Origin of the sequence: Providencia alcalifaciens, assembly GCF_020271745.1 — a bacterium.
In the GTDB taxonomy this organism is placed as follows: Bacteria; Pseudomonadota; Gammaproteobacteria; order Enterobacterales; family Enterobacteriaceae; genus Providencia; species Providencia alcalifaciens_B.
Genome location: NZ_CP084296.1, coordinates 3,226,488 through 3,247,114, shown reverse-complemented (window position 1 = coordinate 3,247,114; position 20,627 = coordinate 3,226,488). Strand labels below are relative to the sequence as shown.

At 41.9% G+C, this 20,627-nt stretch carries 21 protein-coding genes; 12 read left to right on the top strand and 9 right to left on the bottom strand.

The genetic code is table 11. The features are described from left to right. Positions 1–87: 87 nt before the first annotated feature. Genes LDO51_RS14980 through LDO51_RS14970 form a run of 3 tightly spaced genes read left to right on the top strand, consistent with a single transcriptional unit; the run spans position 88 to position 4,663 of the window. Positions 88–2,883: a xanthine dehydrogenase family protein molybdopterin-binding subunit gene (locus tag LDO51_RS14980; RefSeq protein WP_225575195.1), complete on the top strand. Its 2,796-nt coding sequence runs from the start codon at positions 88–90 to the stop codon at positions 2,881–2,883. Continuing rightward, entirely contained in the window at positions 2,880–3,431 is a 552-nt protein-coding gene (locus LDO51_RS14975; RefSeq protein WP_036954690.1) for a (2Fe-2S)-binding protein, read from the top strand. The genes LDO51_RS14980 and LDO51_RS14975 overlap by 4 nt, the downstream gene beginning before the upstream one ends. Beyond that, positions 3,428–4,663: a c-type cytochrome gene (locus LDO51_RS14970; protein WP_225575194.1), complete on the top strand. Its 1,236-nt coding sequence runs from the start codon at positions 3,428–3,430 to the stop codon at positions 4,661–4,663. Before LDO51_RS14975 ends, LDO51_RS14970 begins: the two co-directional genes overlap by 4 nt. Positions 4,664–4,753: 90 nt before the next feature. Here the strand turns inward: LDO51_RS14970 and LDO51_RS14965 are convergent, their stop codons facing one another. Further along, the gene (locus LDO51_RS14965; RefSeq protein ID WP_225575193.1) at positions 4,754–5,746 is read right to left on the bottom strand and encodes an acyltransferase; all 993 of its coding nucleotides are present in this window, start codon (positions 5,744–5,746) and stop codon (positions 4,754–4,756) included. 191 nt (positions 5,747–5,937) lie between these two features. On the opposite strand from LDO51_RS14965, the gene LDO51_RS19785 reads away from it, so the two are divergent. Further along, complete coding sequence (locus LDO51_RS19785; protein ID WP_225575192.1) at positions 5,938–6,171, top strand: nuclear transport factor 2 family protein; 234 nt, start codon at positions 5,938–5,940, stop codon at positions 6,169–6,171. A 406-nt stretch (positions 6,172–6,577) separates the two neighbouring features. On the opposite strand, the gene LDO51_RS14955 is transcribed toward LDO51_RS19785, so the two are convergent. Next, positions 6,578–7,792, bottom strand: a complete 1,215-nt coding sequence (locus LDO51_RS14955) for a PD-(D/E)XK nuclease family protein (RefSeq protein WP_225575191.1) — start codon at positions 7,790–7,792, stop codon at positions 6,578–6,580. A gap of 140 nt (positions 7,793–7,932) precedes the next feature. Here LDO51_RS14955 and LDO51_RS14950 point away from each other — a divergent pair, with 140 nt between their 5' ends. Beyond that, complete coding sequence (locus LDO51_RS14950; protein ID WP_225575190.1) at positions 7,933–8,391, top strand: hypothetical protein; 459 nt, start codon at positions 7,933–7,935, stop codon at positions 8,389–8,391. Positions 8,392–8,509: 118 nt separating this feature from the next. Here LDO51_RS14950 and LDO51_RS14945 read toward each other — a convergent pair whose 3' ends face one another. After that, positions 8,510–9,034: an Lrp/AsnC family transcriptional regulator gene (locus LDO51_RS14945; protein ID WP_225575189.1), complete on the bottom strand. Its 525-nt coding sequence runs from the start codon at positions 9,032–9,034 to the stop codon at positions 8,510–8,512. Positions 9,035–9,183: 149 nt separating this feature from the next. Here LDO51_RS14945 and LDO51_RS14940 point away from each other — a divergent pair, with 149 nt between their 5' ends. After that, positions 9,184–9,795, top strand: coding sequence for a LysE family translocator (locus LDO51_RS14940; RefSeq protein WP_225575188.1), 612 nt, complete (start codon positions 9,184–9,186; stop codon positions 9,793–9,795). 45 nt (positions 9,796–9,840) lie between these two features. Here LDO51_RS14940 and LDO51_RS14935 read toward each other — a convergent pair whose 3' ends face one another. Further along, entirely contained in the window at positions 9,841–11,259 is a 1,419-nt protein-coding gene (locus tag LDO51_RS14935) for a PLP-dependent aminotransferase family protein (protein WP_225575187.1), read from the bottom strand. A 244-nt stretch (positions 11,260–11,503) separates the two neighbouring features. On the opposite strand from LDO51_RS14935, the gene LDO51_RS14930 reads away from it, so the two are divergent. The 4 genes from LDO51_RS14930 to LDO51_RS14915 all read left to right on the top strand — a co-directional run bounded on the left by LDO51_RS14930 (position 11,504) and on the right by LDO51_RS14915 (position 14,971). Beyond that, on the top strand, positions 11,504–12,841 hold the full coding sequence (locus LDO51_RS14930) for a cytochrome ubiquinol oxidase subunit I (protein WP_225575186.1): 1,338 nt from the start codon (positions 11,504–11,506) through the stop codon (positions 12,839–12,841). Continuing rightward, a complete protein-coding gene (gene cydB, locus LDO51_RS14925) occupies positions 12,831–13,841 on the top strand; it encodes a cytochrome d ubiquinol oxidase subunit II (RefSeq protein WP_225575185.1) in 1,011 nt (336 codons plus the stop codon). Before LDO51_RS14930 ends, cydB begins: the two co-directional genes overlap by 11 nt. Then, positions 13,798–13,977, top strand: coding sequence for a DUF2474 domain-containing protein (locus LDO51_RS14920; RefSeq protein ID WP_225575184.1), 180 nt, complete (start codon positions 13,798–13,800; stop codon positions 13,975–13,977). Before cydB ends, LDO51_RS14920 begins: the two co-directional genes overlap by 44 nt. Positions 13,978–14,131: 154 nt before the next feature. Next, positions 14,132–14,971: a siderophore-interacting protein gene (locus LDO51_RS14915; protein WP_225575183.1), complete on the top strand. Its 840-nt coding sequence runs from the start codon at positions 14,132–14,134 to the stop codon at positions 14,969–14,971. 71 nt (positions 14,972–15,042) lie between these two features. Here the strand turns inward: LDO51_RS14915 and phoH are convergent, their stop codons facing one another. The 4 genes from phoH to LDO51_RS14895 form a co-directional block, all read right to left on the bottom strand. After that, positions 15,043–15,828: a phosphate starvation-inducible protein PhoH gene (gene phoH / locus LDO51_RS14910; RefSeq protein ID WP_225575182.1), complete on the bottom strand. Its 786-nt coding sequence runs from the start codon at positions 15,826–15,828 to the stop codon at positions 15,043–15,045. 487 nt (positions 15,829–16,315) lie between these two features. Further along, positions 16,316–17,281: an endonuclease gene (locus tag LDO51_RS14905; protein ID WP_423810984.1), complete on the bottom strand. Its 966-nt coding sequence runs from the start codon at positions 17,279–17,281 to the stop codon at positions 16,316–16,318. A gap of 323 nt (positions 17,282–17,604) precedes the next feature. Next, on the bottom strand, positions 17,605–18,066 hold the full coding sequence (locus tag LDO51_RS14900) for a threonine/serine exporter (RefSeq protein WP_423810937.1): 462 nt from the start codon (positions 18,064–18,066) through the stop codon (positions 17,605–17,607). Continuing rightward, positions 18,066–18,878 (bottom strand): threonine/serine ThrE exporter family protein, encoded by an 813-nt coding sequence (locus LDO51_RS14895; protein ID WP_225575179.1) that lies wholly within the window; start codon positions 18,876–18,878, stop codon positions 18,066–18,068. Before LDO51_RS14895 ends, LDO51_RS14900 begins: the two co-directional genes overlap by 1 nt. 148 nt (positions 18,879–19,026) lie before the next feature. Between LDO51_RS14895 and LDO51_RS14890 the strand changes: the two genes are divergently transcribed. Next, the gene (locus LDO51_RS14890) at positions 19,027–19,665 is read left to right on the top strand and encodes a TetR/AcrR family transcriptional regulator (RefSeq protein WP_225575178.1); all 639 of its coding nucleotides are present in this window, start codon (positions 19,027–19,029) and stop codon (positions 19,663–19,665) included. Here LDO51_RS14890 and LDO51_RS19780 read toward each other — a convergent pair. Beyond that, positions 19,660–20,067: a hypothetical protein gene (locus LDO51_RS19780; protein ID WP_225575177.1), complete on the bottom strand. Its 408-nt coding sequence runs from the start codon at positions 20,065–20,067 to the stop codon at positions 19,660–19,662. The two genes, LDO51_RS14890 and LDO51_RS19780, sit on opposite strands and share 6 nt — an antisense overlap. A gap of 246 nt (positions 20,068–20,313) precedes the next feature. On the opposite strand from LDO51_RS19780, the gene LDO51_RS14880 reads away from it, so the two are divergent. Then, on the top strand, positions 20,314–20,607 hold the full coding sequence (locus LDO51_RS14880; protein WP_225577286.1) for a DUF5339 domain-containing protein: 294 nt from the start codon (positions 20,314–20,316) through the stop codon (positions 20,605–20,607). The last annotated feature ends 20 nt before the right edge of the window (positions 20,608–20,627 follow it).

The following is a 20,627-nucleotide window of genomic DNA, read 5'->3' as shown; positions in this document are numbered from 1 at the left end:
TTGGATATATGAGTGCTTACATTACGACACTGGCAGTGAAATAAAAAATAATAATTGAAGCAATGAAAATAAGTGTAAGGGTATATTATGAGCAATAATCATGTCGGACTATCCCGCAGACACTTTCTCAAATGTGCTGTTGTTGCAGGGATCTCTTGTTATATCGCCCCTTTGTATAGCCGAGCTTTTGATGTGCTATTCGAGGAAAAAATTCTTCAGGCTCCCGACTGGAACCCTGTCGATAAAAAAATCAAATTCCGAATTGATGGCTATGCCAAAGTGCAAGGTGAAAAAGTCTTTGCAAGAGATATTCGAGCCCGCGATATCCCTCACTGGCCCAAACAACAAGGACATGCCTTTCTTCTACGCGTCACCCAAGCCGATAAAATCTACGAGGGTTTTAACCTCGAACGACTTAATGATGGCTTAATGCCTGACCGTATTGTCACCGCCAGTGATTTAGAAAAAGACGGCGTTGCCTTCCCTGAATTCTATGGTGAAGATTTACTGTTACCGACAGGCAAAACCCCTGCTTATTTAGGGCAAGCCGTCGCGTTACTGATTTATCATGATTTTGCCAAGTTTAGTTTTGCCAAAGAGACACTCAAATTCCACGATGATGTCATCCAATATGGTGCTTACACGGGACCATTACAACGAGATCCTTGGGGAACTTATCGTGGAGTTCGTATCGGCGGAGAAACACCGTTCTCCCCTGATACATACTCCAGCATGAAAGATATGCCCATCTCCCCGATTGGTATGAAAAAGCATCTCCCTATCTGGCCTGAAGGTCGTGAAGGTGGAAAGCTGGATCAAGAAGGTATGTATTATGCGGATGAACTTGCAAAGCAGTTAGAAAATCCACCGGAAGATTGGCTGGTTATCAAACGTAAATATTTTTCGCAATCTATTGATACCTCTGCGCTCGAACCCGATAACGCCAATGGCTGGTACGATGCAAAAACACAATCTTTCCATTTAGTGATCCCAACACAGTCCCCGCAAGAAGTTGCGGCATCACTGCCTGAAATGCTCGCAAAATCCACATTCCCGATTAAGCAAATATTCTTACATCCATGCTTTACAGTGGGTTATGGTTCTAAGGATCACACTCCATTCCCTTATTATGGTGCGATGGCAACCCTGTATGGTGATGGCGTTCCGATCCGCTTAGCCAACGACCGTTATGAACAGTTCCAATCCACCATCAAACGCCATGCGTTTGATATGGATTACACCCTCGCCGTTAATAAGAAAACCCATAAAATTGAAGCACTTTCCGCCTCATTTCTTGGAGATGGCGGCGGTCGATGTAACTTTACACCTTCCGTTGTGATGGTTGCGGCCACTGGCGCCCAAGCCATCTACTATATTCCTCGTAGTGATTTATCGGCTGTGGGTATCGCTTCTCGCGCGGTTGATGCGGGCTCTGCCCGTGGTTATGGTACGTTACAGGCCATGGCTGCCACTGACATGCTTATGGAAGAAGCCGCCAAATTACTCAAGGCCGACCCTATTGAGTTTCGCCTGAATAACATCATCAAGTCAGGAATGAAAAATACCCAAGGGGCTATCCCTGGTGGTGCAATTCGTGCGGATGAAGTGCTAACCCGTTGCGCTGAGCACCCAATGTGGAAAGAAAGAGCGAAACGTAAAGCGGACTTTGAAGCTAAAAATGCAGGAAAATTATTTGGTACCGGCATTTCTTGCGTTCAAAAAGACTTCGGTACGGGGGCTGAATCCTCCTTTGCACGCGTTGAACTCACCCCTGAAGGTAAAATAGCCATTTATCATAGTGGTGCAGAGATTGGTACGGGGATGTCCACATCTCAAGCTGTGGTCTGTGCCAAGTGGTTAGGTAAGCCTGCGGAAGAAGCCCATTTTTCGGTTGTGGATTGGTCAGTTCTGCCGATGATTTCGACAGGAAATCCGTTTGCAATGGCGCAAGATGAACAAGAACGCCTCGGCACTAACCCGCTCTGGACACCGAATTACTGCTCCCCAGCCAGCGCCAGTAACTCCGCTTATTATTTCACCCACAGTACTGAAGAAGCCGCTCGATTAGTCTTTGAATATGGTCTGTGGCCTGCGGCAATGTCAATTTGGCAAGAAGGTATTGGTGGTGGGCAAGCAGCGCCGCTCGTGGTTCGTCGTGAAGATGCCCGTTGGGTTGCCAATGGTCTCACCGCTGATGGGCTAGAAGTGCTTAGTTTACAACGCTTAATCGACCGTACATTTGAGATGGGTGGCTTAACGGGTGCAGTTTGCCATGTCTTTAACCGCTGGGAATGGGCTGAAGCTGATTTCAAAATTAATGATGAAACCCGCCGCCTTCCTGTTGATGGTCTTTCCCTACGATTTGCAGACAAAGATTATCAAGTATGGCATCGCGAAAAAGCTTATTACCCTGATACTCAAAGAAACAATGCTGGCGTTACCTATTACAGCGCCGTCGCTACCTTATCTGAACTTGCCATTGATAAAGCCACTGGTCATGTCGAATTGCTCAACCATCACTCCGTGGTTGAATGTGGAAACTTAATTGTTCCTCAATTGGTTTCAGGGCAAATTCAAGGTGGATTAGCGATGGGCATTGGTCATGCGCTCCATGAATATTTACCTCTCTACGAAGATGGACCAGGAAATGGAACGTGGAACTTTAACCGTTACCATTTACCCCTCGCAAATGATGTTGCGGTTTGGAAACAAACTAGCGAAATCCTGCCGGGGTTATCCGATACCGACCCACCAAAAGGGGTCGCTGAAGTTGTTATGATCCCTGTCGTTTCTTCTATCGTCAATGCGATTGCTGATGCAACAGGGCACCATTTCTTGAGTCTTCCTGTTCGTCCTAACGATATTTTAGAGGTATTATCATGAGCCTAAATTTTCTACCACTCACCATTAACATTAACGGTCAACAGTATGGGCCGATGGATGTTCCTGAAGGTCTCATGATGATTGATTTTCTTCATGAGTATGTTGACCTTACGGGGTCACGACTTGGCTGCGGTCAAGGTATTTGCCACGCTTGTGTGGTGATTTTGGATAATCCATCTGGCACAAGTGAAGAAGTTCGTACCTGCATTACAGGTGCACACTTTTTCAACAATAAAAGCATTCGTACCATTGAAGGGGCTGCCACCAAAGAAGAAAACGGTGACGTTAAATTATCCCCTGTGCAAGAAGCGTTTATCGACCACTTTAGTTTCCAATGTGGTTACTGCACCCCAGGCTTTGTCAATGCAGCGACGATTTTTGTTGAAGAATTGCAGCGCAACCCGATTGCTGAGGAAGAGCTAGAAGAAGCCATCAAAACGGCTTTAAATAATCACATTTGCCGCTGTACGGGTTATGTTCGTTATTATGAAGCGGTGCGGGATGTCGTGATGAGTACTCCGGGGCTAATCAAGGAGACGATAAAATGATCAAACGCATTATTTTATGGTTGATAGCCATAGCTATTGTCGTCTGGGCGATTCTGTATTGGTATGAGAGTCGCAAACCGGACGGTCCTGTGCAAAAAGTCACCGCTAGCACTGAGGAAATTGAGCGAGGTCGTTACTTAACGCTTGCAGGTGACTGCGCGGCATGCCATACCAGTGCAAACGGAGCACCTTTAGCTGGCGGCTTTCCTCTCGATACCCCTTTTGGCACTATTTATAGCAGTAACTTAACGCCTTCTGCTGATTATGGGATTGGCCGTTGGACAAAAGAAGAGTTCCATAAAGCATTAACTGAAGGCATTTCGCCACCAAGCAAAAACCTCTACCCTGCGATGCCATATACCTCCTATAAAGGGATAACTCGCAGTGATTCTGACGCTATCTACAGTTATTTAATGAGCCGCCCAGCGGTAGATGTCGCACCGCCAGAAAACTCTCTGCCTTTCCCGTTAAACCAGCGTATGGCGATGATTGGCTGGAACCTATTGTTTTTCAATGACAAACCATTGCCGAACAGCTCCCAAGGCAGTTCTCCTGAATGGGAACGAGGAAAGTATTTAGTCAATGTGCTTGAACACTGCTCTGAATGTCATACACCAAGAGGCGCACTTGGCGAAATGGAGTTAGATAAGTATATGAAAGGTGGCGCATTAGGTCGTTTCACTGCCCCTGACATTACCCCTGATGCCCTCGCCGCCCGTGGTTGGACAAAAGAAGATCTTCAGCAGTTCTTCATGACTGGGTTAGCACCGCAAGGTTCAGCCTACAGCGATATGCATCCGGTTATTTACCTCAGCACGCAACATTTAACCCCGGAAGATAATAAAGCCATTGCTACCTACCTAATGGGTGATAATCCACCAGCCACATTACCGCTCAAGATGGGTGATGGTAACGCAGCAGGTAAACAGGTTTATCTGGAAAGTTGCTCTGGTTGCCACTCCTATGATGGCAGCGGTAAACCTAATGTGGCAGTGGCGATGAAAGGTAACTCGACCCTGCGTGATGTGGACAGTACCAATCTCATTAATGCCGTATTGGATGGTTTGCCGGAGCAAGCGTTCCCAAATAACCAAAACATGCAAAGTATGCCAGGTTTCGCCGACAAGCTTAACGACCAGCAAATTGCCGATTTAGTCAACTTCCTACGCGTTCAATGGGGTGGACAAGCTGATGATGTGACGCCTGAGCAAGTTAAAGCCCTGCGTAAATAAACCATTTTGCTCTTAAATAAAAGCTTACCGAGATGATTCGGTAAGCTTTATTTTATAGACCCCTTCCACACCTAATCTTATTATTCTCTCTTATTTTCTTGCCTTTATTTCCGGGTTTAAAAACCAATGGATAATCGAGTTTTTGGCTAGAAATAACGCTAACGTAATGGTGAAAAGCGTGAGCAAAATTAAGAGGGGTAAACCCGCTTCGATATGGAACGAACTTAACCCTGTCAATAGTAAGAAACAGATGATCGGATGAATTAAATACACTCCCAGTGCGTTATTGGCTATTTTCACAAATCGCTCAGTCGATAATGCAATACAAATAACCGCAATTGAAATTAACACGCCCATTAGAAATGCAAAAACATGTACAACGAAATGATAAGCAAATAGATTTTTACCTAAAACCTTTATTAATTCAGATTCAGTATCAGCTGAGGTATAAATATAAATCGCAACCAAGGCGATGACTGCTGATACGATAAAAAATACATTCTTCCTAAGCCAAATTATTTTTTTATCATCACAAAAGTACGCCATAACAAAAAATGGGAAATACTGAGGAATCGCCGAAAACCCAGTAATATCAGACAAGTATATTTTAGAGAAAAACGCAATAATAATGGATAACAGCAAGGTGATGAACACTCCCCCCGCATTGTTTTTTATAAATGAGGGGAGTAATAAAAAAATGGCTTGCCATATCGGTACCGCTAAGAAGAACCAAACACCATTTTGAGGGAACAGTAAATATTCTTCTATAGTTAATCGGTTTGTAAAATAAAGCGGAATCGCATCTATCGTTTGAAACGTGAAATAGATAATTAGAGGTGGGATTAAATGGGCTCGCCAACCTTGCCATAAAATCCCTTTACTTAAATATGCCGCGATAAAAACAAACATCGGGATTAATACCCAATCAAAGACTTCAATCAATATTGAATAATCGGATTTCACAGCTGGATTAACATTTAAATAAAAATTAAAGACAATTAAAGAACTCAATATTAATTTTAATGTTTGCCAATTTGGTAAATGACGATTTTTTACCTGCATAGCAAGAGTTCCATCACGCATATTTCACCCTGTATTATCATTATTCGATTAGCACCCACGTGCTTTAAAATTACTCCCCTAATTTAACAAACGCCATAGTAATAATCTAATCCTTGCCGAAAATCTGAGAAATATTTTTCATTTACCAGCCGTATTGGTGCATTTCGTCTAATGTTGATAACACATCAAACTAACCAAGATAGGATTTTCCTGTGAATCATTTTGTAAGAAATCCCGAAGATATACCCTTATCCTTTGAATTCGCGTGGAATAACCATAATATGGATGCCTTTGGTGAACTATTTCATTCTGATGCCACTTTTGTGAATCGATTTGGACATTATGTAAAAGGCGTCAATGAAATTATTGAGATGCATATTACCCTTCACAAAACTATCTATCGCGATTCAACCATAAAGAATGAGCTTATTGATATTATTCCCTGAAGTGAAGAGATCATGATCACTCATTTTTGGAGTCGACTATCAGCTGGAGATGCACACCCTATTGGTCCGCATAATGTTGATACTGTGATTATGGCGGTTCTAGTCAAGCAAAATGAAGAGTGGCGGATCCGCGTACTGGAAAACGTAACGTTAGTTAATCCGAGGACTGGTCATATCAAGCTGAGGAATGTGGAATGAAAAACGCTCAATTGAGCGTTTAAATTAAAGCGATTTTAGGGTGACACAAGCAACAAACTTTGGTTGCTCCATAACCCTGCTTTTTCGTATTTCTGATAACATGATTTACATTCATAGAATTTCCAAAATATTCTCTTTGAACGGTTGGCATTACTATAAGTGCTCATAATTTGAGTACTTATAGTCTTTTATGTAAAAAGCTAAAATTCTAATTTTCTTTAATCATATTTAATGTTTCATCAATTACATGACAAAGATCCGAAAATGCATTCTCATAGCTAGTATACTTCCACCCATACCACCATTCTGATAATTTAAATCCACCATCTAGAATAATTGTACTTATCTTTTTCATTTCAGCATTTAGCTCGTTATCTTCTGTGAAATGTTTCCCTAATCCAAAATAAATAGAACTATTATTTTTCTCAATCAATGCAGATATTTTATTACCTTTAAAATTAAAGATAACCCCAACTTTTGTTAACTGATCCCCCTCATTTTTCCTAACATCTAGTTCGGGATAATTATTTTTCAAACTATCAAACCAGTCATCAAAAATTGATTCTTTTTGTTCTTGAAGCAATCGATTCAATCTATTTTGTAGATCCGAGATAACATTAACATCCTCTTGTAACTTAATGATATTCTGTTCTTTGTTATTGATATCCAGCTGCATAGATTCAAAAATATAATCATTTAATTTCATATTGATACTTTCATCCTTTTTTCTTATGGAATAAATGCCTTTTAAATGGTCAATATATTGGTTGATAAAGTAATATAACTGTTCATCCTTTTCCTGAACATTAGGTGCAACATCGTTTTCTATCCACGAAAGTATATCAGTATGAAATGATGCAACTCGTAGACGGTCTTTAAAAGATTCATAGTAATGGGAAAGGCTTTCTTTAGGGTAATAGTCTGACTTGTTTCCCTGAATGTAGATAAGATAAATATTTTCGTCTTTATACCTATAATGCTTTGCAATATCAATATAACGCCTCAGTTGTTCATGTTGGTCACAGGCACCGTGTATTTTATTTTCAATAATCAATACCTTTTTATCATCTCTTATCATGATATCGATACGGTGTTTTTCTACTGTAATTTTAATTTTCTTATCATTAAAATCTAACGGCTGCTGTAGGAGACGGTAAATAAATGACGGAATAAACTCATTAACACCATCATGTTTAAACTGCAAAATCTTCCCAATAATTGCACTATGCCCATTTTCACTAACACCTAAAATATCCAGTAAATTTGCATTATAAGGCTGTAAATAACTGAGCTGTGCCTTCATTTTTCTGACATCAACAGCTAATTTTTTTATAGATTTATGCTTATTACACACCCCATAATAAACTTGTTTTCTGATCTCTTTATATTTCTGATAGTTATGATCAAATTCCAATATATTCATGCATCCATCCCCAAAACTCATTCATTTCCTAAATTCATTTTATTCTATCGGATTTATTTTAAATGCTAAACTCTCTCTTGAGCATCTGAATACGATGCCGATAACATCAATATTGATAACTCTTTTTTGGTAGGGATCCCATGAAACTTCGTCGTACACTGCTTGCTCTAGTATTACCTGTACTCATGTCTGCCCCAGCGCTGGCTAATTCACACACAGTGACTGTATTTCAATGCGTTAACAAAAATGACCGTCAGGTCAAAGTGACGTTGATGGATGGTCAGTATCAGTACCAATTTGGAAAATTAAATCAACAGCCTGATATTGAAATAACCCGTAGTCCTGAACAACTTACACAAGGCTTTTTCCAAACCCGCTATGCTGATACGGATACTGGATATGCGGCTTCTCAAGAAATTGATTTTAAAAACGGCACTTATACCTATACCATTTTTACAACTCATTCAGGTTCTAAAATAGAATCAGGGGTTGAGGTTTTTAACAAAGGTAAGCAACTGACAAAGATTGTTTGTGCACCAAATACCGTTGTCGACAATATTTATGAGCACCTTTCTGACATTCCTGAGCGCCCAGAATAATATTTCTGCGCGATATTGATTAACTGAGAAGTAATCAATACAAATCAGTAAGCTGCTCAATAATGTCCATTGAAATTATTGAGCAGTATAAAATGGTAAATAGATAAATTTTGTAAGCTTATAAAGGCAATGCATACGTAACTTTGACTGTCTCCATCGGCACTTCCGTTTTAATGCTCTGCACACTACTTATTTGTGTCAAATAGTTGGCGTGAAAACGGCGATAAGAAGCCATATCCTCCGTCACAATACGGATCAGCGCATCACACTCCCCCGCCATTAAATGGCACTCCACCACTTCCGGCATTTGCTGAATATCGGTCACAAATCGATTAATGGTTTGCGCATCTTGCGTTTTAAACCAAATACGTGCGAACAGAGACAAGCCAGCACCAATCTTTGCACCATCCAACACCGCAACATAACGTTTAATTACACCCGCATCTTCCAGCAATTTAACGCGCCTTAAGCAAGGTGACGGGGATAAGCCGACTTCTTTTGCCAGCTCAACATTTTGGATTTTTCCATCACGTTGCAGCACTTGCAAAATATGTTTATCAATCGCATCTAGTTTGATAGCGGATGAACTGCTGTGTTCTAGCTCATGCTTTTCTGCATAATACGAGCCAGTAGTCTTTGGCATGCGAACCTCTTTTTCTTTTATTTTTTGATATTAAATGTCAAATAAACACCCATGATAAGCAACAAAACAACCAAATTTCAACGGAAAATAGCTATAATAACCAAACTTTTTATCTTTATAAGAAAATAATAATAAATAGAGGTGTTTGGATGGATCTACAAACGTTATTGCTGTTTAGTGCAACTGTCATTCCTTTAATTTGCACACCAGGTCCCGATATTTTATTTATCTCATCACAAGGGTTATCAGGCGGTATCGCTGCTGCGTGGAAAGCCAATTTAGGTATCATCCTCGGCTATGCGACTCATGCCATTTTAGCGGCACTTGGACTCGCGGCTATTGTTGCAGCTTCACCGATTATCTTCCAAACCATCAAATGGGTAGGGGTCGCCTATGTCGCTTACTTAGCTGTCCGTATGCTGTTATCCGCCATGAAATCGAGAAAGTTCCAGATTAACGCCGCTTCCACGCAAGCTGTGCTTGGCAAAGCATTTCTCACTAGCTTCCTTAACCCTAAGGGGTTACTAGTTTATTTTGCAATTTTGCCTAATTTTATCCATGTTTCTGAAAGTGTTGCAATACAATCTTTAATCTTATCAGCGACTTTTATCACATCATGCATCATTATTTATGGTGCCATCGGCATGATATTCGCATCAATGCATAATCGCCAACAATATAGTGATAAAAAACGTCGCATTACAGAAGGCGTTGCTGGTGGAATGTTAACCTTTGCAGCCATCGGGCTTGCAAGCAGCTAATCAACTATCTAGGGTGAGCGCACCTTCCCCCTCACCCTATTTTCCCTATTTAAGCCCAGTTAATCGATGGCATAAACGCCCTAAAACTTGCATCGCCTGTTCAAGCCTGTCATTCCATGCAAATGACGCATTCAAGCGAAATGCATGATTGAATTGATCACTGGTAGAGAACATGCTCCCCGGCGCGATGCTAATCCCTTCCTTCAACGCCAATTGATACAGTTGGATGGCGTTAAATGGCGGTTCAAATTCCAACCATAAAAAATAACCGCCTTTTGGGGTATTCACTTTAACGGTGGACGGCATATATTTAGCGATGGCGCTCAGCATTATATGCTGCCGCTGCTCCATGGTTTGGCGCAGTTTGCGCAGATGGTTATCATACCCCCCTTGAGATAAGTATTCCGCAATCGCCAATTGAGTTGGTACGCTGGCAGAAACGGTGCTCATCATTTGTAAATGCTGAATTTTGCTCGCATGATGACCCGCAGCCACCCACCCGACACGGTATCCCGGCGCTAAACATTTCGAAAATGATGAACAGTGGAAAAAATTCCCTTGTGAATCGAGTGATTTTGCAGGAATAGGTTGCTGATTGCCAAAGTAAAGCTCGCCATACACATCATCTTCGATCAACACAATTTTGTGTTTGTTCAAAATATTCACTAACCGCTTTTTATTGGCTGGAGGCATCGTGCCACCTAATGGGTTTTGATAGTGTGTCATCAACCAGCAAGCTTTGATCGGGTATTTATCCGCAATGTCCTCTAATGCATCGAGATCAATCCCAAATAATGGGTCAGTTTTGATGGCAATCGCTTTAAGTTTTAGGCGCTCTATCGCCTGCAAGGAACCATAAAATGCAGGGGATTCAATCACTACCCAATCCCCCGGTTGAGTAACCGCTTGTAGGCTCAGCACCAAAGATTCCATCGCCCCTGCCGTGATCACGATTTCATCAGGAGCGACGTGGATCCCTTGAGTGGCATAGCGCTGGGCGATATTGCGGCGCAGCTGTTCATTCCCCGGCGGTAAGTTGGTGGTGGTATTAGTTTTTGATAAACGACGTGCTACCGAAGCGAGAGATTTGGCTAATTTTGGGTCATCCAGTAAGGCGGGCTCAGGGAAAGCAGAACCGAATGGGATAATATCCGGGTCTTTACAAGCTTGTAGTACACCGAAAATAGAGGCGTTAATCTCCACATTTTCATTTAAATGGAGCCCTTTTCCCCCTTTTGCCGCGGCAAATGCATTATTGCGATTTGCAACATAATAGCCAGATTGCGGACGCGCAGCGACCCACCCTTGACTTTCCAGTAATTGATAAGCTTGCACCACTGTCATTAAGCTTAAACCCGACTGCTTAACGCTCTCTCTCAGTGAAGGTAGCCTGTCACCTACTTGCCAAATATTATCTTCAATCTGTTGACGAATTTGTGCTGCTAACTGTTCGTATCTCGTCATCCCTGCCTCACTGTTATAGGTGATTTGCTAAAAATTGTTACTATTATAGTTTATCGTCTCATGTTCTACTTATCCACACATTCACCTGACTTTTTTTAACTATAACCACAAAACATTTTTAGTTGGATTTATGAGTGTTAACAATCCAGCGAAATCAATTATTTATTGCTAAGGAACAGCCCACAATTGCTTCGCAATGGCTGGAAATGTGGCGTGTCGAAATCAATTCCATTCAGGGGTCAATATGTTTGGACTAACTGCGCTGGAACTTGCCCGTATTCAATTCGCGTTTACGGTATCGTTCCATATTATCTTCCCTGCCATCACCATCGGGCTTGCCAGTTTTTTGGCTGTTCTCGAAGGTTTATGGCTCAAAACCCGCGATACTGACTATATAAAACTGTTCCAGTTTTGGTCAAAAGTGTTTGCTGTCAATTTCGGTATGGGTGTCGTTTCTGGATTGGTAATGGCATACCAATTTGGGACTAACTGGAGTTTCTTCTCGGATTTTGCAGGTGGCATCACCGGCCCACTCTTAACTTATGAAGTGCTCACCGCCTTCTTCTTAGAAGCAGGCTTCCTCGGTGTCATGCTATTTGGTATGAACCGTGTGGGGGAAAAGCTTCACTACTTTGCGACGTGCATGGTTGCACTTGGTACCATCATTTCAACCTTCTGGATCCTTGCATCCAATAGTTTTATGCAAACACCTCAAGGTTTTGAAATTATCGATGGGCGAATTGTCCCTGTCGATTGGTTAGCGGTGATCTTTAACCCCTCATTCCCATACCGCTTACTCCACATGACCACTGCGGCATTCTTGGCAGCGGCGTTTTTTATTGGTGCATCCGGCGCATGGCATTTACTCAAAGGCAATAAATCCTCCGCCATGAAGAAAATGTTCTCCATGTCCTTGTGGTTGATCCTGATTTTGGCTCCAATCCAAGCTTTAATAGGTGATGCTCACGGATTAAATACTCTAAAACATCAACCAGTTAAAGTTGCGGCAATGGAAGGTCATTGGGAAAACAAACCCGGCGAAGCCACACCGTTGATCCTCTTCGGTATTCCAAATATGGAAAAAGAAAAAACCGAATATGCCATTGAAATTCCCTACATGGCGAGCCTGATTTTGACGCACAGCACCACCAAACAGGTTCCAGCCCTTAAAGAGTTTCCACCGGAAGATAGACCCAATGTGTTTATGGTGTTCTGGTCATTCCGCGTGATGGTGGGCTTAGGCATGTTAATGATTGCCGCTGGTGTTTGGGGGTTATGGCTGCGTTCGCGTAAAAAGCTGTATGAATCCAAACTGTTCCTGCGTTTTATGTTCGTCATGGCGCCATCAGGTTTAATCGCCATTTTAGCCGGTTGGTTTACCACCGAAATCGGTCGCCAGCCTTGGGTTGTCTACGGGTTACAACGTACCGCAGATGCCGTGAGCGCCCATGGTGAAATGCACATGAGTGTGAGCTTGCTGGCCTTCTTTGTGGTATACGGCGGCGTATTTGGCATCGGCTACATGTACATGATGAAATTAATTCGTAAAGGTATCTCCGAGGAGGCAGCTCATGGGCATTGATTTACCACTAATTTGGTTTGTCATCATCGTCTTCAGTATGTTGATGTATATCGTGATGGACGGTTTTGACCTAGGCATTGGTATTTTGTACCCAGCCTTAAAAGAGAGCCAAGACCGAGATTTAATGATGAACAGCGTGGCACCTGTTTGGGATGGTAACGAAACGTGGTTAGTGCTTGGTGGTGCGGCGCTATTTGGGGCATTCCCATTAGCCTATGCCATTGTTTTAGATGCGCTATCTATCCCACTTACCTTTATGTTACTGGCATTGATTTTTCGCGGGGTTGCCTTCGAGTTTCGCTTCCGAGCCGATGAATCTCATCGCCGCCGCTGGGATCACGCCTTTATTTGGGGCTCGATTCTTACCACATTTTCCCAAGGGATTGTGATCGGCGCGTTTATTCAAGGCTTCCACGTTGAAAACCGCGTGTATATGGGCGGCTATTTTGACTGGTTCGCTCCTTTCCCTCTATTTTGTGGATTCGGTTTAGTCATCGCTTACGCCTTACTGGCATGTGGCTGGTTGATCATGAAAACGGAAGGACACCTACGCAAAACCATGTATCGCGTGTTAACCCCATTAACACTGATTATGTTAGCAGTGATTGGCGCTATCAGTTTATGGACACCAATACTAAATGATGCCGTTTATGCACGTTGGTTTAGCTTACCGAACCTATTTTTCTTCTTACCGGTTCCTTTACTCGTGCTTGGCTGTGTGTGGACCATTTTAAAAAGTGCCAAACATCAACGTCACGATAGCGTGCCATTTCTCGCCGCACTACTGCTGATTTTTTTAGGATTTACAGGATTAGGCATCAGCGTTTGGCCAAGTTTAATTCCGCCAGCAATTACATTCCGCGATGCAGCAGGCCCTTCAGAAAGCCTAGGCTTTATGCTGGTTGGCGCCCTGTTCATCATCCCTGTTATTTTGGTTTATACCTATTGGAGTTACTATGTCTTCAGAGGAAAAATTACCCCAGACCAAGGCTATCACTGATACAACTATCCGCTCACCCTGGTGGAAAAAACTCGGTTGGATGGCGGCAATTTGGCTAGGAAGTGTATTGGCACTATTCGCCTTTTCTTCCTTATTTAGATTGTTGATGACCGCCGCCGGCATGAAAGTGAAGTAAGCCCTTTGCCGCAGCATTAAAATGTTGCGGCATGTTTATGATTAAAGACTCAATAATCCTGCATCTTTTGAATGGTTTTTCTATAAACATTCATGATATGATAATGATAATAATTAACATATAATAATATTATCATTAAGAAAGGAGACGGTTAGTGGCTAGTGAACAGACTGTTGAAAAAAATATCTCCCGCCCAGCACCCCCACAGCTTATTCAAGTTAAATCCATTGTCGATATTAGCCCCTCTATTCGCAGCATCACATTTACGGGTGAAAAGTTAGCCAGTTACCCAGCGAAGTGTGAGGGTGGCCATCTCAAAATTTTTATTGCTCCTGACCATCAAAGCCAACCTGCGCTTCCTTTTCTCACGGAAAAAGGTCGTAGCTGGCCAGAAGATAAGCCTCGCCCTTTTGTACGAACTTACACCGTTCGCGCTATTCGCCCTGAACTCAACGAAATCGATATTGAGTTTGCCATGCACGAAGGGGTGACAGGCCCTGCTTATCTGTTTGCTCGTGATGCAAAACCGGGTTATTGGCTGGGGATCACAAGCCCTGGAGGGCCTGATCCACTATTACCTATCCGCGCCCATTACTTTATGGCGGGTGATTCAAGTTCGTTACCCGCAATAGCGGCGTTACTGGAAAAAATGCCAGCTACCGCAACGGGACGTGTTGTTTTACGCCTTGACCATCAAGAGGATATTCGCGATTTAGCCAAGCCAGCTGGCATTGAAATTGATTGGCTTTGTGGCGATATTCACCAAACCACCAATCTGATTAATACATTCAAATCGTGGGATATTCCAGAGTCCGATGTGGGCTTTTGGATTGCAGGTGAAGACCAAATTATCCGTGAATTACGCCGCTTTATTCGACGTGAAAAAGGTTTTGGTCGCGATGATATCTACGCAATTCCTTACTGGCGATATGGCTATGATGAGGAAGGTTATCATCATGAACGTCACGCCGTCATGGATAACCCCGACGACTAACTAAAAAAACTGCCCCTAAGCTGGGGCAGTTTCATGCATTAATTAACCTGTGTAGTGGGTTAAACTCGTTATTAGTCATTGTAAGCCAGCAGTGCTTTGTGACACAGCTGAGATCTCACACAGTCATCAATCGTGAAGTTGACCATTGAGACCATTTCATCGCTGCTAAAGCGCTGTAACGCATCACCTAAACCTGACTGAACCCCACTTGGTAAATCACATTGGGTTACGTCACCGTTCACAATTACCGTCACATTTTCACCCAAGCGGGTTAAAAACATCTTCATTTGAGTAACAGTGACGTTTTGTGCTTCATCGAGGATCACAATGGCATTTTCGAATGTGCGACCACGCATATAAGCAAACGGTGCTATTTCGACTTTAGCAATCTCAGGGCGTAAACAATATTGTAGGAACGAAGCGCCTAATCGCTTCATTAATACGTCATAAACGGGTCGGAAATAAGGCGCAAACTTTTCAGACATATCTCCCGGCAAAAACCCAAGATCTTCCTCCGCTTGCAATACCGGTCTGGTAACAATGATTTTACTGATTTCCTTGTTAATCAAGGCATCTGCGGCTAACGCAGTACTGATATAGGTTTTACCGCACCCTGCCTCACCGTTAGCGAAAATCAACTGCTTATGCTTGATGGAATTAATATAGAGCTTCTGGGCTTCATTACGTGGTGTTATCGGAGTTTCATCGCGACGTTCTTTCGCCATACCTATCGGCTCAATGCCAGTAAATTCAGCGAAGGAGGTAACGTTGTTCATATCATACCTCCCTGAACGGTCTTTGCGTGATGTACGTTTCATTTCACGACGTGCTTTTGTTGCAGCTTTCTGTCTACTCATAGTATTAACCCTTCCAGGTATCGATGATGTCAATATCAGATGACGAACTATTCAAAACAGAGAGGAGCTCCCTTCAAGCTCTTGTGTAACTTAGGTTGATAATTTGGGTATAAAAAAACCGGTTAGCAATCTCATCATGTCAGTTTCATGATGGAGTGGTAACCGGTCTCGCACATTGATTAACAAACACTTAGTTCTCATTAGTTTCTCCTATACAGGTGATACTCGTAAACTAAAGAATCTGTATGACAATATTATGACAACACAAAAAATAATTTGCTCGCACTATAAATATTATATTGACCCGAATATCATCAACCTACAACGTTTCCTTATATTAAATATAGCGCGTGTTTTTTTCGAATTGCAACATTAAATTAACAGAAAATCTGTAAATCCACTTATCCATCAGATAAAATGTGAGAAATATCATATAAAAGCTGCAATAATCCACCTGCTTTATTCCATTATTACAGCTTAAATTTGATTAACGCGGTTTACAGTTACCTGCAAGCTGATAACCTTTTGCTAGAGCGTCCGCTTCATTGGTAAATAATTCAGCATTTTTATCCGACAAGGTTTTAAATCCTGAACAGTGAGATAAATGGTATTTCTTTGAATTACGGTTACCTTTTACCTGCGTCTCGCCTTCCTTATTTGGGGTAGACTGAGGTATTGGCTGAGGGACTATTTCACTAGGCTTATCACTCATATTTAAGCCATCTCCGCTATTTTTGTGCCCTAAACTCCATGTCCTTTCACCCGTCACAAATGGGTTATGGTGCCCCATCAATTTAGCAATGCGCTGGTCACGTTTTTGTTCCCATTCATCCACTGGATACTGTTTATCCCACGCCATAAATAACTGCTGCTGTTGGCGTGACATGGATAAATTATAGCGGTCATGCATATAGAAATAGACCCGAGCAACCTGCCCTTTCACCTCATCACGTGGCTCAAAGATTTTCTGTTTGAAATCAATGCGGCTACGACATGCACCGTAAGAATAAGGCGCATTAGCAGGTAACTGCCCATAGCTCCAATTACTGCGGTCACCGTTCACTTCCCCAATTGAAGGCGCGAGGTTATGCATATCTGCCTCCATTCGAGAAAACACAGGGTCAGTTGAGACGCAATTTTTACGACCGCCATTCTGCCAGCACTGTCTTTGATGACCAAATACCCAAGCAGGAACAATATGTTCCCACTCAATTCGCTCTGCACGGCTCTGTTGCTTACGAACTTGGTAGCCGCAGGAGGCTAGATCAACTTGCCCACCACTTTTACTTGCCCACTCCCACTCACAGCCACAATATAGCGTTCCTTGTCCTTGATGATTTTGATCACCATAAACGAGGCTTTTGCTGGACGTTTTCGCTTCAGTGAAATTGCTAGGTGCAGCATAAACGGAAGAGATAAATAACGAGGAAAAACATATTAACGCAATGATCATGCGCGAAAAATAAAAAATCTGTTTCAAAATAACACCATTGATAGGAAAAAAAGCAATTTATTAAATACAACACGTAAGTTATTCATGCAAAACTTGCTGAATGTGCTATGTATACTCGCTAGTTGGATGAAATATAAGTCTTTTTGATATCAATTGATACTCAATTTTATTACATCAAAAGCAATATCGGAATTTGTGCAATAATATATAAAAAATAGATAACAAGCTTTGTTAACAAAAAGCGTTAATCACTATCAATTAACGCTTTGGCTATTCCGTGGTTTATTACTTAATGGGTTCTAGCAATAAAATATTATTTAGCATCAAACACTTGGCTTTTTGCGATATAGCCACAATCCCGGTAACGAAATGCCGATAGAAAGCGCCCCCACAATAAAAGATGCCCTTAAAAAGTTAGTAACCAGCGTTTCCATTAACTCTGGGGTATAGCCATATTGGGAAATTTTCACCACAGAAATCATTGCGATATAGGCGCTGATCCCCGGAAACATAGGAATAACCGCTGCAACGGTAAAAACTTTTGGATGCGCCAGCCACCAACGTGACCACTGGATCCCAATCATGCCAATTAAAATCGCGGCAAGAAAACTCGCCCATTCAATTTGCAAACCCAGTGACATTAAAATCATTCGTGAACCATAACCAATCGCACCTAATAACCCACAATATTTCAGCGCCCTCACTGGCACATTAAACACCATTGCAAAACCGACAGCAGGGACAGCCGCTAAGACCATTTTCTCAATTAGCTCAATGAAAAACATTAGGCCCACTCCCTCAAATTCCAAATGGTCATCGCCAGCACCACACCGATACAGGTTGCCAGCGTTAATAAACTCGCCATCATCCAACGAGCAATCCCTGTATTCACATGGCCTTTGAACATATCTGCCACCGCATTAATTAATGGAAATCCGGGAACTAATAGCAGCACGCTTGCCGCCATTGCAATGGTTTCAGCCACATTTAAATAGGGTACTTTGAGTAATAAGCCCGAAACTGATGTTGCGACAAATGCAGTAATACAGAAGTTAATCAATGGGTTAATCTGGCGAGATGTTAACACTTGCCGGATATACATCGCACAGCCACTCGCCATAAAGGTTATCAACGCACTTTCCCAACCACCTCCGTTAAGGGAACTGAAGCAAGCACAAGAAAGCGCCACCATCACCACCATTAGCCAGCGGGGATAACGTAATGGTTTGATACCTGATAATTTTTTTTGTAGTTGTTTACGGTCAAGTAAATGGTGTTCAACGAGGATCACGGCATGCTGAACTTCAGTCACTACATGCATATTAATGCCACGGTCAATAATCCGCCGAGTCGATGTTAAACAGCGCCCATCGATGATTGTAGTTAATACGATTGAGTTAGATGAAATCGCACTATCTACCTGACTAGCGCCCAAAGCAATGCCTAAACGTGTTGTTAACTGCTCAACCAGCATACTTTCAGCCCCATGCTGTAATAACAGCAAACCGCATTCAATACACAGCTTTGTCATTTCTCTCTGTGCATCAACAACCTTTTCTTCTCCCTGCGTTTTTTGATCAGCGATGCAATCCTTCATTCTCTCCCCCAAGGATTTGACAAAAATTCAGATATTCATTTAAACATGATAATATTCATATACATCATAGAGGAAAATAACAAACTGAATTATGACCTCTTTCAGATAATTTAGCCTCGTGCCGCCATTTTGTTAGGAAATCGATTTCATGAACCAAACAAGTTCAGCCAAAACACCAAAAGGACAGCGTCGCCATCAAGCGCTTATTACGGCTGCGGCGGATATTTTTCTGCAATACGGTTTTGAAGGCACGACATTAGATATGATTATCGAACGCGCGGGAGGCTCCCGTTCGACGTTATATAAAAACTTTGGGGATAAAGAAGGTTTATTTGCCGCAGTCGTGGCACATATGATAGACGATATTTTTACCGAACCAGACCATAAAGAGCCACCTTTAGACAACATTGAAGCGGTATTATCGTTTTATGGTTCGCGTTTTTTAGTCAATGTGATTAAACCACAATCCATCGGGCTATATCGTCTAATACTGGGAGAATACAACCGCTTCCCTGATATTAGCCAGCTCTTTTTCGAACAAGGCCCTGTACAAAGCTATCAGCGCCTTGCTGAAAAGCTTGCACAAATTCCGACTGTAAAAGTCGATGAGGCTACACTGTTAAGTATTTCATCCCGTTATCTAGAGATGCTAAAAGCAGATGTTTTTATCAAAACCTTCTGTGTCAAAAACTTTAAACCTAGTGATGAATTTATCCATCAACAGATCGGGCTCTCCGCGGATATCATCGCTAGCTATATTCGCAAAATTAGTGCCAGTAAATCATAATCTATTTAAAATTTCAGTGGCTCGCTGTTGTGCAGCTTGAGAACTTTCCACTAAAAAAACCTCAGGTCCATATAGCGATGAAATAACAGGTGCAGTACGCCCCATTTCATCTTTATCCCTCCCATCTGGCTGCAATATGATCACCATAGCTCGACAATATTCGGCCATCGCCTCTCTTCCATCTTTCAACCAACGACGCACAAATTTCATACACTCCATGTCTTCTGCAGTTGGTTTCCCTTTCGATTCCATTGGTGGATAGATTAAAACGAATGGTGTCTTTTTTGCTAATAATTGCTCAAGTTCCGATAACCATGACTGAGTTTCCATCATTGTTGTTGGAAAGGTATTCATCACACAGACAGGCCAGTTCTGAGTATTAATCATAATACTGTTATTCATTATCATTCCTTACGTTGGATTGTTAACTCAATAAAGTGTACTGAAATGTACACTTTATTATTGCACGCAGTCAAGAATGATTCTCATTTATAGTTTGCAATTTATGCTATAGCTACTCCCTGTAATATTGGTATTATTTATTTGATAAATATTAAAACTCACTGAAATATTCATCATTGGCCGATGTCTTTTTAAAAAATGGGATGCTATGCTGGTCGAAATATGACTTTTGAAAGTGAAAATATGATGAAAAATATTCTGCCAATTGCATTGGGTCTATTTGTTTCGCTGACTGCATTAAATGCAAATGCAGGACAAGTTTGTGACAAATATTTCAAAGAAATGAATGCGCTAGTTCAACAAGCGGAAGAACAATATAAGAATGAGCCTAATGCGAGCGAACAAATCGCATTAATGAAATCACAATTAGAAGAGGCGAGAAAAACCCTCGCAAGTTATCCTGAAGATACACAAGAGCAAGCATGTGGCCAAGCATTAACAGCTATTGAACAAGCTAAAGAAACAGTAAATAAATCCTAATCCTCCCAAAAAAGACCTGA

Excerpts from the sequence above, each read along its gene's own strand:
- LDO51_RS14980 (WP_225575195.1), top strand. The coding sequence starts at position 88 with ATGAGCAATAATCATGTCGGACTATCCCGCAGACACTTTCTCAAATGT.
- LDO51_RS14965 (WP_225575193.1), bottom strand. The coding sequence starts at position 5,746 with ATGCGTGATGGAACTCTTGCTATGCAGGTAAAAAATCGTCATTTACCA.
- LDO51_RS14920 (WP_225575184.1), top strand. The coding sequence starts at position 13,798 with ATGTCTTCAGAGGAAAAATTACCCCAGACCAAGGCTATCACTGATACA.
- LDO51_RS14905 (WP_423810984.1), bottom strand. The coding sequence starts at position 17,281 with ATGATCATTGCGTTAATATGTTTTTCCTCGTTATTTATCTCTTCCGTT.
- phoH (WP_225575182.1), bottom strand. The coding sequence starts at position 15,828 with ATGAGTAGACAGAAAGCTGCAACAAAAGCACGTCGTGAAATGAAACGT.
- LDO51_RS14935 (WP_225575187.1), bottom strand. The coding sequence starts at position 11,259 with ATGACGAGATACGAACAGTTAGCAGCACAAATTCGTCAACAGATTGAA.
- LDO51_RS19780 (WP_225575177.1), bottom strand. The coding sequence starts at position 20,067 with ATGAATAACAGTATTATGATTAATACTCAGAACTGGCCTGTCTGTGTG.
- cydB (WP_225575185.1), top strand. The coding sequence starts at position 12,831 with ATGGGCATTGATTTACCACTAATTTGGTTTGTCATCATCGTCTTCAGT.
- LDO51_RS14950 (WP_225575190.1), top strand. The coding sequence starts at position 7,933 with ATGAAACTTCGTCGTACACTGCTTGCTCTAGTATTACCTGTACTCATG.
- LDO51_RS14970 (WP_225575194.1), top strand. The coding sequence starts at position 3,428 with ATGATCAAACGCATTATTTTATGGTTGATAGCCATAGCTATTGTCGTC.
- LDO51_RS14955 (WP_225575191.1), bottom strand. The coding sequence starts at position 7,792 with ATGAATATATTGGAATTTGATCATAACTATCAGAAATATAAAGAGATC.
- LDO51_RS14945 (WP_225575189.1), bottom strand. The coding sequence starts at position 9,034 with ATGCCAAAGACTACTGGCTCGTATTATGCAGAAAAGCATGAGCTAGAA.
- LDO51_RS14890 (WP_225575178.1), top strand. The coding sequence starts at position 19,027 with ATGAACCAAACAAGTTCAGCCAAAACACCAAAAGGACAGCGTCGCCAT.
- LDO51_RS14895 (WP_225575179.1), bottom strand. The coding sequence starts at position 18,878 with ATGAAGGATTGCATCGCTGATCAAAAAACGCAGGGAGAAGAAAAGGTT.
- LDO51_RS14940 (WP_225575188.1), top strand. The coding sequence starts at position 9,184 with ATGGATCTACAAACGTTATTGCTGTTTAGTGCAACTGTCATTCCTTTA.
- LDO51_RS14900 (WP_423810937.1), bottom strand. The coding sequence starts at position 18,066 with ATGTTTTTCATTGAGCTAATTGAGAAAATGGTCTTAGCGGCTGTCCCT.
- LDO51_RS14880 (WP_225577286.1), top strand. The coding sequence starts at position 20,314 with ATGAAAAATATTCTGCCAATTGCATTGGGTCTATTTGTTTCGCTGACT.
- LDO51_RS14975 (WP_036954690.1), top strand. The coding sequence starts at position 2,880 with ATGAGCCTAAATTTTCTACCACTCACCATTAACATTAACGGTCAACAG.
- LDO51_RS14930 (WP_225575186.1), top strand. The coding sequence starts at position 11,504 with ATGTTTGGACTAACTGCGCTGGAACTTGCCCGTATTCAATTCGCGTTT.